The organism is Pontibacter coccineus (genome assembly GCF_030546575.1).
GTDB lineage: Bacteria > Bacteroidota > Bacteroidia > Cytophagales > Hymenobacteraceae > Pontibacter > Pontibacter coccineus.
The window spans coordinates 134,509-148,731 of record NZ_JAUOTN010000010.1 but is presented as its reverse complement, the minus strand read 5'-3'; the positions used below and the strand labels follow the sequence as shown (position 1 = coordinate 148,731).

The window sequence follows — 14,223 nt, the reverse complement described above, 5'->3', positions numbered from 1 at the left end:
CCATCGACGCTTCCCTTTTTGATTCAGTTAGCTCACCAGGGAGAAGGGCCGTCATCGGTCCCGGAGTCTGTGCCCCCGAAACCATGGCGCGGGGTATAGGGGGTGCCTTTGCCCTCCAGGTGGTTCTGCATATCCAGGTGCAGTTTGATGCGATCCAGCTTGATGAACTCCTCCCAAAGCTCCTGGTCACTTGCCGACATGCGGTTGATGAGGTCGGTCAGTTGCAGCCCGTCTTCCGATTTCTGAAGATCCCGGATGTAAGGATCGGAGTCTACCATGCCCTGTATTTTTATTCTGAAGTAGGTGTTCAGTTCCATGTACCTGTCTTCATCCCAGAATTCCATTTCCTGCGCCATAAGCTGCTTCGTTTATCAATTATACTCATTCCTGTGCATAAGGCTACATGCTTCCATCATAATTCGTCCAGCCCCCGAGCCGGATCAGGGTCGTCGGGCTGCACGCCAGGCGGGTTGAAAAGGCCCCAGCGGTCTACGGCGTAGTTCCAGGCGTCGAACGTTTTCACCCAGTCCACAAACAGCAGGCGGTACTCCTCCAGCGCTTCCCTGATCAGGTGCAGGTAGTGGATGTGCTCAAAGCCAAACATGGTCAGTGTGTTGCAGTGGTTCTGCAGGTCACGGGCCGCCTTGCGAATCAGGGTGGCGCATTCCATCCGGATATCGTACAGGTCGCCGCCCTCAGCACCGGCCACTTTTACGCTCAGCAGTGCCGCGTCTTCCAACATGAAAGCCTTGCTGCTGGATAGCCTGGGGTCATCCTCAGGTATGAGATCCGCTATCTTGACGGTGAGCTCGTAGATTTCGCGACCCTTCCGGAAAAGCGGCATCTTGCGTGGATTGAAGTTATCTTCTTGCATAGCTGTTTGTTGAGTCAGTGCTGCCTTGCCTGCAACAACAGGTATAGGGATAGACAATTTTGTACAAAATACGTATAGATGTGAAGTTATAAAATATTGCTGATTTTGAATTTAAAATACAAGTGCACTGTTTTGCAAATAAAGAGGGGCACAAACCCGGTTACATAAGTATAAAATCTACGTATAGCATAACATAGGGCACAGGGGACAGTCAATTTGTCGCCGAGCCACTCTTCCCCTGTTCCGGGCAATGGAAAGCAGCGCCCTGCTTCATGTGTACGCGTACACATTTCCTGCCCGCATACCTGTGCGTGAGCGTATAGCCTCATCCAACCAAGGGCTGGCTACGGCACGGTATCAGACAAACAAGCATAGCGGCATTCCTTTCATGTAAGGCGTGCAGACCATATAATAACTCAAATGATGACACATTCAGCTGACAGGCAGTAAACGGGCTATCAATCACGAGGCCGCTGCTTATTGCTCTCAGATTTAAAATGATTCTCTAAAAATACGCCCAATGAACATTTTAGAAAAGATCAAGACCAATTACAGTGCCTCCACGAACGAGATGACAGTAGCTGCCTATCTGGAGGAGTGCCGGAAAGACCCGAAGATGTATGCCAAGCCCGCTGAGCGGATACTCGACGCCATCGGCGAGCCGGAAATGCTCGACACGCGCCAGGACCCCAAACTGAGCCGCATTTTCTCCAACAAGAAAATCAAGATCTACCCCGCCTTCCGCGATTTCTACGGCATGGAAAGCACCATTGAGCAGATCGTGTCGTACTTTCGCCACTCGGCGCAGGGCCTGGAGGAAAAAAAGCAGATCCTATACCTGATGGGCCCGGTGGGGGGCGGCAAAAGCTCCCTGGCCGAAAAGCTGAAGCATCTGATGCAGCAGTACCCCATCTACGTGCTCAAGGCAGACGAACAGATCAGTCCGGTGTTTGAGAGCCCGCTCGGGCTGTTTGCCGATTATGCCGAAGAGCTGGAAGAGGAGTATGCTATACCTGCCCGCTACATACCCGGTTGCATGAGCCCCTGGGCTTCCAAGCGGCTGCGCGAGTTTGATGGTGACATAAACCGCTTTAAAGTAGTGCGGCTTTTCCCATCCATTCAGGAGCAGATCGCGATTTCCAAAACCGAACCCGGCGACGAAAATAACCAGGACATCTCCACCCTGGTGGGCAAAGTCGACATCCGCAAGCTGGCAGATTATCAGCAGAGCGATCCGGACGCCTACTCTTATACCGGTGGTCTGTGCCTCGCCAACCAGGGATTGCTGGAGTTCGTGGAGATGTTCAAGGCCCCGATCAAGGTGCTGAACCCACTGCTCACGGCCACCCAGGAAAAGAACTACAAAGGCACGGAGCCGATCGGCGCTATACCTTTCGACGGCATTATTCTGGCGCACTCCAACGAGTCTGAGTGGGCCAAGTTCCTCAACGACAAAAAGAACGAAGCCTTCCTCGACCGCATCTACAAAGTGCAGGTGCCTTACTGCCTGCGTGTGAGCGAGGAGATCAAGATATACGAAAAACTTATCCGTGAAAGCTCGCTTAAAGAAGCTCCCTGCGCACCCAAAACCATTGAGCTCCTGGCCGAGTTTTCGGTGATGTCGCGCCTGAAGGAGCCAGAAAACTCCAGCATCTACTCCAAGATGCGGGTGTACAACGGCGAGACGTTGCGCGAGACAGACCCGAACGCCAAGTCCATACAGGAGTACCGCGACGATGCAGGTATAAACGAAGGCATGCAAGGTATATCCACCCGCTTCGCCTTCAAGATCCTTTCCAAGGTTTTCAACTTCGACAGCGAGGAGATTGCCGCCAATCCGGTGCACCTGCTCTATGTGCTGGAGCAGGAGGTGATCAAGATGATGCTGCCACCCGAAACCGAAACCAAGTACCTGCACCTGATCAAGTCAGTGCTGGCCAGTAAGTATGCTGAGTTTATTTCAGACGAGATACAGAAGGCCTACATTGAATCCTACAGCTCCTACGGACAGAACATCTTCGAAAAATATGTGGTATACGCCGACCACTGGATGCAGAACAACGATTACCGCGACCCGGACTCCGGTGAGATCTTCGACCGCAGCATTTTGAACGATGAACTGGAGAAGATCGAGAAGCCGGCAGGTATAGCCAATCCGAAAGACTTCCGCTCTGAGGTGACCAACTTCTTCCTGCGCTTTAAGGCCAACCATGGCGGACAAAGCCCACGCTGGGATTCTTATGAAAAGATCAAGAATGTGATCGAGAAGAAGATCTTCACCAACACCGAGGACCTGCTGCCAGTCGTTTCCTTCAATGTGAAAACCAACGAGGAAGACGAGAAGAAGCACCGCGACTTCACCCGCCGCATGCGCGACCGCGGCTACACCGACAAGCAGATCCGCATCCTGGTTGACTGGTTCATGCGCGTGCGTAAGACAATGGCGTAGTTGGGATTGAGTGATTTGGTGAATGAGTGAGTTAGTGAGGGGGTGAATGATTGATTTTTGAATTAAAGATTTCATGATTCATTCATTCGAATATACCAGACGCCTCGCCAACTATACATTATACACTAATCATTATTATTCACCTAAAATTCACTCATTCGCTCAGCAGCAACTCACTCAATCACTCAATCTCTAATTCACTCACTCCAATGAGCCACATCATCGACAGACGGAAGAACGACAAGGGGAAGTCTACTGGGAACCGGCAGAAGTTTCTGAGGCGGGTGGAGAACCAGATCAAGAAGGCTATACCTGACATCATCTCGCAGGAGAGCATCAAAGACAGCAGTACCGGTGGTAGTGTGAAGGTGCCCGTGCGCGGACTCGAGGAGCCTACTTTTCATCACGACCCCAAAACAGGCAAGAAGCAGGCAGTGCGCCCCGGCAACGACAAGTATAGCGAAGGCGACCGCGTGCCTAAACCCAAAGGGGGAGGGGGGGGCGGCGGCCGCGGCAAGGGCTCCAACAGTCCGGAAGTGACCGAGGATGAGTTTACCGTGGTGCTGTCGCGGGAGGAGTTTCTGAAGTACTTTTTTGACGACCTGGCGCTGCCCAATATGGTGAAAAAATTGATGGACAGCACCGAGAATTTTGAGATGCGACGAGCCGGTTATACCCGCGACAGCGTTCCTTCCCGCCTCAACATCAAGACCAGCTACCAACAGTCGCTTGGGCGTCGACTGGCCCTGAAGGGCGTACTGGACAAGAAGTTGGCGCTACTGGAGGAGCAGCTGTCGCTGGCGACCGACCCGCAGCTGAAAACCGAACTCGCCGAAGAGGTGGAGAAAGTCCGGCGACAGGCGAACACCCTGCCTTTTTTCGAAGACATCGACCTACGCTACAACAATTTTGAGCGGGTGCCCATACCGATCACTTCGGCTGTGATGTTCTGCATCATGGACGTATCAGCCTCGATGGGGCAACACGAAAAAGACGTGGCCAAGCGCTTTTTCACGCTGCTATACATCTTCCTGACCCGGCAGTACAAAAACGTGGAGCTGGTCTTTATCCGGCACCACACCGAAGCCAAGGAAGTGTCTGAGGAGGAGTTTTTTAACTCAAGAGAAAGTGGTGGCACAGTGGTGGCGCCATCGCTCAAGCTGATGGAGCAGATCATGCGGACCCGCTACGACGAGAATTGGAATGTGTACTGCTGCCAGGCCTCCGACGGCGACGTGTGGTCGAAGCAGGATGCGACCGAATGCAAACAGCTTTTGCTGGAAAATATTCTACCCGTTATTCAGTACATGGCCTACATTGAGATCAGCAACAGTCCGCGCGAGAGTGACCTGTGGCAGGCCTACAACCGCATCAGTGACGACGACTCTTTTGCGATCCGGCAGGTATACGAACCCTTCGAGATCTGGCCTGTTTTCCAGGGGCTGTTCAGGAAGCGGAGTGCCGTCTGAATCAGTATTTTCGTGCACAAATGTCATCCCCCTGCCCCGTTCAAAGGGGGACTTCTCTGCACGAGTATTCTCCTCTGTGGAAGAGGCTCTCGATAAATTGAGGATTAAGGGGTGTGTCATAGTAACTGCCATTCTCTCTGCAACCAAGATCCTTTCTGGATGACAGATAAGAAGTAGTAGCTAAAAGTCCCCCTTTTAAGGGGGGGAAGGGGGATGACAGTAATTCCCCACATTCTCCCTAAGGTCGAAATGACATAAGAAAAACAATTAAAGGTTAAGAATATCTAATCTTGAAAATCCTAAAATTCTGTAAATCCTGATCCATGACAGAGAAAGAAAAATACCGGGCGATGTTTTGTGATCCGAACTGGGATTATGAAACGCTGCAGGCGGCGGATGAAGTGATCAGCCGGATAGGGAAGGAGTACCTGAAGCTGAAGATCTACCCGAACCAGATCGAGGTCGTGACTTCGGAGCAGATGCTGGACGCCTATGCGCTCACCGGGCTGCCTACCTCGTACCCGCACTGGAAGTTTGGGAAGGACTTTGTGCTCAACCAAAGCAACTACAGCAAGGGACGCATGGGGCTTTCTTACGAACTTGTGATCAACTCTAACCCCTGCATCAGCTACAACATGGAGAACAACTCCACCTGCATGATGCTGCTCGTGATCGCCCACGCCTGCCAGGGACACAATGCATTTTTTGCCAACAATTACATGTTCCTCGACTGGACTTCCGCAGACTCCATTGTCGACTACATGGCTTTTGCGCGGGAGTATGTGTTGCGCTGCGAAGAGGAGCACGGAGAAGAGGAGGTAGAGAAGGTGCTCGATGCTGCGCACGCGCTCATGAATTACGGCGTCGATAAGTACAGGAAACCCTCTAAACTGTCGGCACTGGAGGAGAACGAGCGGCTGAAAAAACTCACCCTGATCCGGCACGAAAACTACAACGAACTGTGGCGCACCCTGCCCAAAAGCACAGCCGAGCACGAGATCAGTGCGCTGGACGAAGGCCGCTTCCCTAAAGAGCCGGAAGACAACATCCTTTATTTTATTGAAAAATATGCCCCGGCTCTGCCGCCATGGAAGCGGGAACTTGTGCGCATTGTCCGTAAGGTGTCACAGTACTTTTACCCGCAGGGCGCTACTAAGGTGATGAATGAGGGTTTTGCGACATTCGTGCACTACCACATCATCAATAAGATGTTCGAGGAGGGCTACCTTAACGACGGCTTTATGCTGGAGTTTATCAAGAGCCACAGCAGCGTGCTCTATCAACCGGAGTACAACAGCAAGTTCTACTCCGGGCTTAACCCCTATACCCTGGGCTTCAATATTTTCATGGACATCAAGCGCATCTGCCAGGAGCCGACTGAGGAAGACAGGGCCTGGTTCCCGGATCTGATCGGTAAGGACTGGCTGGACCAGGTGCTGTACATGATGGAGAACTTCCGAGACGATAGTTTTATTCTGCAGTACCTCTCCCCGAAAGTGATCCGCGACATGAAACTGTTTACGATCATCGACAACGAAGGCGAGACGGAGTTTGAGATCGGGGCCATTCACAACGAACGGGGCTACCGCCGCGTGCGGGAGCAGTTGGCGGCGCAGTACGACCGTTCCAGCCATATTCCCAACATCCAGGTTACTCGCGTAGACCGTCACCAGACCAGCAAGCTATACCTGACGCACTCCATGCAGCGGGATCGCAAACTCGAAACCAAAAGCGCCCGCCAGACCCTGGCACACCTTCGCTACCTCTGGGGCTTCCCGATCGAGCTGCACTCCAAGAACAAGCTGGGGATAAATGAGAGTGTGTTTGAAATAAAGTAGGGGACAGCAGAAACCGCTCCTCAACGATGGTTGCTATGTCTTAATCACTGGCTATAAAACGATAAAAGCGCTGAAGGAACATATCCTTCAGCGCTTTTATCATTTGTGTTTATCTTGTCTCTCTAAAAGAGTGCGTAGCGTTAATCCGGCTGATTTGCCTTATAGATCAACCACTGCGGATGGCATGATAACGGAGTCAAGTACGTGGATTCTGCCATTAGATGCTTCCACATCCGTCTTAATCAGTTCTGCATTTCCTACAGAGGTGATGGTACCATTATTATCAGTATTGACAGGGAGGTAACTTTGGTCTGTCATCCGGATTCTAGTATTGCTTTGTAACTGTCCTGAAGCTACCTCCGAAGGCAAAATGTGCGCCTGAACCATGGCGGAGAGTATGGCCCTGTTATCAGTTAGCAACAGCTTGGAGAGCTTGTCTTTCGGCAATTTGGCAAAGGCTTCGTTTGTCGGGGCGAAAAATGTCATCTTATCCAAACGCTCCAGATCGTTTTCCAGACCCGCCTGCTCGATTAATTTCACAAACGTGGAGAGGTTGGGACTTTTTCTGGCCAGCTCCATTACCGTGTACTGTTCTGTATCGTCGATGTCGTCAAACATGTCGTCAATCGGAACGGGGTTTTCCAGGGCCAGCGCTGTAACGGCGATCGTCCCTACCGGCACTACTGCTTTCTCTTCCACAACCAACACATCCAGCACCTGTCCTTCCTCATCAGTTGTTGTCTCTTCAGTGGTTGTCCCTGCCATACGCTCGGTCTCACTATAAGTGGCTTCTTCTTCCATAGCAGTTGCATCAGTTGTCTCTCCAGAGCTAGCGCAACCGTACATCACAAAAGTCGACATTGCCATCACGGCAATCGGCTTTAAAATATTCTTCATCTTCATAACTTTCTTTGTTAATGGTTACAAAATATAAAAATCTGTACCTGGCTTCTTGATTGATCCAGAAAACAAGTACTATGAATTTCTACTGTTCTAAATGAATGTTGTTTCATTTGTATGTACTTTAATAGCGCAATGGTAAACCCTTAACTAAATTTATTTGCCTGTTAGCCTGATGATTATATCCAGTGGCATAAAAAAAGCAATGCTTTGCCATAATGTGGCAAAGCATTGCTTTTAGTTAACTGTGCACGGAATTTACGCTGTTGGTGGCAGCATTCAGTAATCTTGTAATTGTAAAATTAGAAGATTAAAGAGGTTGATAACCTATTTGCTGCTCTGTTACTGCAGGCTGATTAGAAGCAGTGAGTCAAGCAATCTACAGTGTATTTATTATGTACAGTGGGTGGTGATAAATTCCTCCAGGCCTTCCTCAAAAAGCTCGACTTCTTCGAGCGTATTGTAGGGCGCTAGCCCGATCCTGACCCAGCCGCCCATTTCGTTTACGCCCAGTTTGTCGGCCATGGTAGAGGCGTAGAAATGGCCGTCGGCGATGCACATTTGGTAGTGTTCGGCAAACCAGCTCGTCACCTCTCGGGCTTTTATACCTGGTATCGTAAAGGCGAAGGTTGGTGTCTTGTAAATACCTGTTGTCGCTCGATATAGCTTCAGTCCGGGAACCTGGCGCAGAAAACTGTCCAGCCGGTCTGTGAGCTGCTGTTCATGTTCTTCGATGCGCTGCATACCTGAAACCAGCCGCTCTCTTCGGGTATTTCCTTCGCCCAGTTGCTCTATAAACGTGATCGCCCCGATCAATCCGGCAATGGCTTCGTGGTTTTGTGTGCCTGTTTCGAGCTTATCGGGAATCTGCTGCGGTGCAGGCGCCAGTTTGTATACCTGCAGTTTCTCGAAGAGCGAAGCCGCGATCACGGCGATGCCGATGTGCGGACCGAAAAACTTATAGGCAGAGCAAAGCAGGATATCGCAGCCCAACTCCTGAAAGTCGACGGGCAGGTGCGGTACGGCATGCACGGCATCCAGCACTACGATCGCATTCACCTCTCTGGCCCGCGCTATCACGCGACTGACATCTGACACCGTCCCTGTCACGTTCGACGACATCCCGACTGCCACCAGTTTTGTTTTCTCTGTGATCAGCTCGTCGAGTTTGTCCAGGTTCAGGGTATAGGTATCCGGGTTCAGCTCTATGAACCGCACCTTCGCGCCTTTGTCAGTGGCCAGCGTAACCCATGGATCTACGTTGGCGCGGTGGTCCATTTCTGTCACCACCACTTCATCTCCAGAAGAAATAAAGTTACCGAGGCTGCGGGCGATGCTGAAGGCCAGCGTGGTCATGTTCTGCCCGAAGGCCACTTCCTCAGGAGCGCAGTGCACCAAATCCGCCACCGCCTTGCGGCCTTCCAGCAGCAGGTTGTCGGTGCCTACGCTGGTCGGGAAGGCGCCGTGCAGGTTGGCCATGCCGCCAGTGATGTAAGCCAGCATCCCGTCGATGGCCTGCTGCGCCATCTGGGTGCCGCCGGGCCCATCGAAATAGATGAAAGGTGCTTTATCACCGGATGCCTGCAGGGCCGGAAAGGATGTACGAATCTCTGCTATGGTTAAAGCGCTCATAAGCTGTTTAGCTGAATGACCCGCCGAAGGGCCAGTTAATCGTTAAAGTGATACAGGAACGTGACCACGCCGGTATATGCCGGTTTACGGCTGTTCTCAATTTCGAGGGTAACCTCGATCTGCGTTTTGGCGATGCCGCGCAGGTTTTTAACAGACAGCATTTTGGCACGCAGTCGCACCCGGCTGTTCACGGTTACGGCCTGGTTGAAGCGCAGACTTTCTATCTCGTAGTTCACCTGCATCTTCACATTCCCGATCTTCACGATCTGGCCCCACAGGTAGGGCAGCAAGGAAACCGTAAGGTAACCGTGTGCGATCGTCGACCGGAAAGGAGTCTCGATGGTAGCGCGGTTCTCGTCCAGGTGTATCCATTGGTGGTCGAGGGTCGCGTCTGCGAATTTCTTGATCTGCTCCTGCGTGATGGTGTGGTACTCGGATACGCCCAGTTCTTTCCCCTGGTACGATTCCAGTTCTTCGAGGCTGTTAATGGTTAATTGACTCATGTTAGGTTTAGTGTTTGTGTTGGTGGTATAAACATACGTTTTATTCTGGAAAATTAGTTATTTCCTATGCTTAAGCGGGGGGGCGAATTCTGGTGATGGTGTGAGTGTCTTCGCTCGTGAAGGCTAAGGTGGGGCCTCTGGCCCAGGTATAGCACTCTGGCTTCCCGATAGTTTAGCTTCAGCGCAACTTGTGGTTACATATGATAGCCAGTCTACAACTGCCATAGCTGTTGACTTGCTATACCTAAACTGTTTTGTTTCATTGCTTCGCCTGTGCGGCGGGCACTCACTTTTTTCCTTGATGAAAAAAGTAAGCAAAAAAATCAAGACGCTTTTGAACTCGCTGACCGCTCAAACAAAAAATCGTCAAAGGCGCACCGAGCACAGCTATCTGTTTCATAGTGAACGTGCAAGTTAGTCTTGCTATACCTGCCAGTGGTGTGTGTGGCCTTTGCAACACGGCTATACCTGTGAATTGGTAATGGCTGAAGTCCCCCTTTGAAGGGGGTAGGGGGATGTTAATCGTGCACATGAAACTGTAGCCACAAAGTCTATACCTGCGAATTAGCAGCAACAGATTCCCCGCCTTAGACTTTTTAGAGGGCTCCTCCCCCCAAGAGGGGCTGGGGGTGGTTGGACCCGGTATAGTTGAGCAGTAGTTTCGAAGCTTATACCTTGGAATGGCGATGACTGCTAATTCCCCTCTCGAGAGGGGCAGGGGTGTGTCAATCGTGCACGGTTCTCCCTCCTGTTTTTAGCAGGGGGTTAGGGGAGGTAATAATCCAGACAAGCTATACCTGCTTAGACCACCGGACGCTCGCAGGTTTGAAAGACGCTGCGATGTCTTTGCGCTTTCCGACTACTTTCTCAATCCTGAAAATACTGGGACTATGGGCCTCCGAAAAAGGGTGGGATCGTAATGAGGTATACCCCAACCTTCTCCCCCAAACTACGCTATAGAAACAAATCATGCAAAACTCGACCACCATGACCTACAAACAGCTGGGAAAATCAGACCTACAGGTAAGTGAGATCGCTTTCGGGTGTATGTCGCTGGGCAGCGACCATGCGGCTAACGCCAGGCTGCTGCACCGTGCGGTGGAGCAGGGGATAAACTTTTTTGACACGGCCGATCTGTATGACAAAGGGGCAAATGAAGAAACAGTCGGGAAAGCGTTTGCCGGGATGCGCGAGCAGGTGATCATCGCGACCAAAGTTGGTAACCAGTGGCGGGCAGATGGCAGTGGCTGGGACTGGAATCCTACCAAGAGTTACATCCTGCAGGCCGTGGATGAGAGTCTTAAGCGACTGCAAACCGACTACATCGACCTGTACCAATTGCACGGTGGCACCATCGACGATCCGATCGATGACACCATCGAAGCCTTTGAGCTGCTGAAAAAACAGGGCAAGATCCGGCACTATGGCATCTCGTCTATCCGGCCCAATGTAATACGGGAGTATGTCAGTCGGTCGGGTATTGCAAGTGTCATGCTGCAGTACAGTCTGCTCGACCGCAGACCTGAGGAATCGGTGCTGGACCTGCTGCAGGAGCAGGGGATAGGCGTGCTGGCCCGCGGTAGTCTGGCGCAGGGACTGCTGGCTGGAAAGCCCGCCAAACCATACCTTGGCTATACCTTAGAGGAGGTGCAGAAGGCTGCTGATGCTGTGCAGGCTGTGGCCGGTACGGGCCGCAAGTCAGCAGAAGTGGCGGTACGCTATACCTTGTACCACCCGGCTGTGAGTGCGGCAGTGCTGGGTATTCGCACCGAAGAGCAGCTGGACGATGCCCTGCGGATCAGCAAGAGTGTTTCGTTAACGGCAGAAGAAATCAAAGCGCTGCAGCAAACATTGCGGGCGAATAGGTATGAACAGCATCGTTGATAGCCTATCGGACGATGGGGATAGAGACGGCTAAGTTAATGCGCAGGCCGCTCCAGCTGGGCTGTATCGTTTTGTTGTTGCTGTTGATGACAAGTTGCTGGTCTAGCTCACCCGGCACATGGAAGGGATAGTTCGTATCCAAAAAGTAGCCCAAAGAGAGGGTAGTCGGGAATTGCATCAAGGGGTACTGCAGTCCCACAAATGGCTTAAAGCCCAATCCATAGGAGTTAAACTTATCGTCACTGCTTTCGGTTTCGCTGTTTATCTTGGTATAGGCCTGCAGCTTCATGGTCGTCATCAGCATATGCAATTCTGTTCCCGCCACATAGCGTAACTTGCTTTCTTTGATGGATTGGTGGTGATAAAACAAACCGCCGAAGGCATTGTATTGGAGAGGAGTGTCCAGTAAAAACTCACCGGAGTAGTCTGCATAGGCCACCCTGCCACCGGTAGACCCGTGCTCGATGAAAAATCCGATGCGGGATTGATCCCCTAAATCAGATACGACATTGAGGCCAAACTGAAAATAAGAGCCATAGGTATCGGTCGCTTTGGCATTCAGGCCGGTGTTGGCGATCATAACGCGCTGCAACTCCTTCATCGATTGCATCTGGAAAGTGCCAAAGCCCAGTCGCGGTTCCAGGTATACGGTAGTCTGGGCCATGGCTGCGCTGGCAGTTAGCAGCAGACATACTGCCAGCAGGAAAGTTTTCGGGTATGACATAGCCTTACAATTTAAGGTAGCGGTTGTCGGAATAGAGCGTGTTGTTGTAAAGGAAAACCGGGGTGCCACCCGCTAAATCAAGTTTGTTGACCAGCTGGCCCGTACTTGTGTTGTAAATAAAGAGCTGGTTATAGCTAGTGCCATATAGATGGCCTGTCACCGGATCCGTATCAATTGGGTATAGCTCCCTTTCTGTTTGAAGCGTTGACTGCAGGGTACCGTCCTTGGTGGAGTAAAAGGAGATCATGGTCCCTTTGGTGGTAAAGAACAGCGGGCTGGTTGCATGAAACTTCAGGGAATTTGCCTCCTGTCTTGTCAATGATAGCTTTTTCCAATCGCCCTTGGGCTGCTCTACATACACCTGGTCTGAAGCGTTGATGGTTTTCCCATCCGGACTGATCATGGCATAGCTGTAATTAAGATCGGCCTCCACAGCGGTGACCACCTTTTTCTGGTCCATGTCAATCACATAGGCCATGTCTTTATCCTCCGGATCGTAGTCCGCGTTGCGGGCCCGCAGAATCAGGCGATTGGTGTTGCTCACCCCATCTAGCATACTGAAATGATAGAACTCCTCCGGCAGTAAATCATTCAGTTCATAGCGCTCCAGCGTATGTAGCGTGAGTGGGTCCAGCCTGTGTATGGAATAGTCGATGATGCTGTATAGGATCTTGCCATCCTGGGAGATCACATCCTGCCTTTCGCTGCCGATCTGCTTGTACATGACATTTCGCTCCTGCTCGACATGGCGGGTGGCCGCATCCACTACCTTGATATAGCCTCTGTCAGCAAAGTAAAGCTTTCCGGAGGAGGGCTTCCCGAAGAGCCTGTCTACGTCCTGCGGTCCCCAGGGAGCACCTATACCTTCCAGTATGGCATAGTCGACCACAGACCTTGAGCCGGGGCTGGGGTAGGACCTGGAGTAAGTAGCCAGGGAGGCATGCAACTCTTCCCCAAATATATTGGCAGCTATGGTAACAACGGTGTCCTTCGGATCGGTCAGGCGGATGACCTTGCTGGAATTCAGGGTTAATTCGTAGCTGCCAAAATTTGTGGTGAAGGGAGTGGAGCTGAATGTGATTTTGAGCTCTTTGGCTGGGCTGATGGTACTGCTTAGTACCTGGGGTTTCGGGTAAAAGAAAGGGATCGAGTTGCTGAGCAGGTCATAGTAGTACCCGTTTACCCGCGTGACGACCCGGTAGGAAACCTGCTCTCCCAGGTATTCGTAGTCGAACCAGGTGGTCTGGTTCGGATCGGTAATCGTGGCAGCAACCATACCATGATTAAACTGGCCCGGGTAATGCCGCAGAATCTCGTACTTCTGGAAGCCCGTTCCCCTGTACTTTTTCCATTCCAGCTTCAGGCTGCCATCTTCGGCTATTACACTGGTGAGCGTGACAGGTTTTGGCGGCGTATTGTCGATGTACACCACCCAGGTTCTGTATACCTGAACGCCCTCGACGCCCGACTTGTCTGCCAGGCTGCCGGTACCCGAGTTGCCCAGCACATTGAGCTGTAGAGTATAGTAACCGTCGGCATATTCGGTAGTCTGGAGCTGACGCCCCCCTGTGGCAGACGAAGTCGCGCCCAGCGAGTTTTTCCCCAGCAAAAGCTCAACAGAGTAGATGGTGCGCCCCGGAAGGGAAACATTGAAGTTCAGGTTGACCGATCCCCGCAACATCAGGGTATCCTGCTCCGGAAAATTGTCTAGTTCAATATTGCCTATCACTTCGACCTGTGGGCTAACCTCCTCAAAGTGGCTTCCGGATGGACTGTAGTCGCAGGCAAGAAAAAGGCACGGGATGATCCCGAGCAGCAGGCGTAAAAGTTGCTTCATAGGCGAAGGGCGGGTATTAACACAAGGTATAGGAGAGAGCAAATATACAGATTGTCTGGTATTTGCACTATATCCGAAGCACAAATTGGAAGATATACCTGGTTGTTTTTGAC

At 51.6% G+C, this 14,223-nt stretch carries 11 protein-coding genes; 4 read left to right on the top strand and 7 right to left on the bottom strand.

Annotated features, from left to right (window positions below; translation table 11 throughout):
* Positions 1–32: 32 nt before the first annotated feature.
* Together Q4E40_RS19270 and Q4E40_RS19265 are read right to left on the bottom strand one after the other, a co-directional pair.
* Positions 33–356: a hypothetical protein gene (locus Q4E40_RS19270; RefSeq protein ID WP_303414603.1), complete on the bottom strand. Its 324-nt coding sequence runs from the start codon at positions 354–356 to the stop codon at positions 33–35.
* A gap of 56 nt (positions 357–412) precedes the next feature.
* Complete coding sequence (locus Q4E40_RS19265) at positions 413–874, bottom strand: hypothetical protein (RefSeq protein ID WP_303414601.1); 462 nt, start codon at positions 872–874, stop codon at positions 413–415.
* A 520-nt stretch (positions 875–1,394) separates the two neighbouring features.
* Here Q4E40_RS19265 and Q4E40_RS19260 point away from each other — a divergent pair.
* The 3 genes from Q4E40_RS19260 (at position 1,395) to Q4E40_RS19250 (ending at position 6,630) form a co-directional block, all read left to right on the top strand.
* Complete coding sequence (locus Q4E40_RS19260) at positions 1,395–3,323, top strand: PrkA family serine protein kinase (RefSeq protein WP_303414599.1); 1,929 nt, start codon at positions 1,395–1,397, stop codon at positions 3,321–3,323.
* 209 nt (positions 3,324–3,532) lie between these two features.
* On the top strand, positions 3,533–4,792 hold the full coding sequence (locus Q4E40_RS19255; RefSeq protein ID WP_303414596.1) for a YeaH/YhbH family protein: 1,260 nt from the start codon (positions 3,533–3,535) through the stop codon (positions 4,790–4,792).
* Between the two features lie 323 nt (positions 4,793–5,115).
* Entirely contained in the window at positions 5,116–6,630 is a 1,515-nt protein-coding gene (locus Q4E40_RS19250) for a SpoVR family protein (protein WP_303414593.1), read from the top strand.
* Between the two features lie 159 nt (positions 6,631–6,789).
* On the opposite strand, the gene Q4E40_RS19245 is transcribed toward Q4E40_RS19250, so the two are convergent.
* The 3 genes from Q4E40_RS19245 to Q4E40_RS19235 all read right to left on the bottom strand — a co-directional run bounded on the left by Q4E40_RS19245 (position 6,790) and on the right by Q4E40_RS19235 (position 9,665).
* A complete protein-coding gene (locus Q4E40_RS19245) occupies positions 6,790–7,497 on the bottom strand; it encodes a fasciclin domain-containing protein (protein WP_303414743.1) in 708 nt (235 codons plus the stop codon).
* A 426-nt stretch (positions 7,498–7,923) separates the two neighbouring features.
* The gene (locus Q4E40_RS19240) at positions 7,924–9,162 is read right to left on the bottom strand and encodes a cysteine desulfurase-like protein (RefSeq protein ID WP_303414591.1); all 1,239 of its coding nucleotides are present in this window, start codon (positions 9,160–9,162) and stop codon (positions 7,924–7,926) included.
* Between the two features lie 35 nt (positions 9,163–9,197).
* Positions 9,198–9,665, bottom strand: a complete 468-nt coding sequence (locus Q4E40_RS19235) for a MaoC family dehydratase (protein ID WP_076666409.1) — start codon at positions 9,663–9,665, stop codon at positions 9,198–9,200.
* A 987-nt stretch (positions 9,666–10,652) separates the two neighbouring features.
* On the opposite strand from Q4E40_RS19235, the gene Q4E40_RS19230 reads away from it, so the two are divergent.
* On the top strand, positions 10,653–11,549 hold the full coding sequence (locus Q4E40_RS19230) for an aldo/keto reductase (protein WP_303414586.1): 897 nt from the start codon (positions 10,653–10,655) through the stop codon (positions 11,547–11,549).
* 4 nt (positions 11,550–11,553) lie between these two features.
* Here the strand turns inward: Q4E40_RS19230 and Q4E40_RS19225 are convergent, their stop codons facing one another.
* A complete protein-coding gene (locus Q4E40_RS19225) occupies positions 11,554–12,273 on the bottom strand; it encodes a hypothetical protein (RefSeq protein ID WP_303414584.1) in 720 nt (239 codons plus the stop codon).
* Positions 12,274–12,277: 4 nt separating this feature from the next.
* Positions 12,278–14,110: a hypothetical protein gene (locus Q4E40_RS19220; protein ID WP_303414582.1), complete on the bottom strand. Its 1,833-nt coding sequence runs from the start codon at positions 14,108–14,110 to the stop codon at positions 12,278–12,280.
* Positions 14,111–14,223 lie beyond the last annotated feature (113 nt).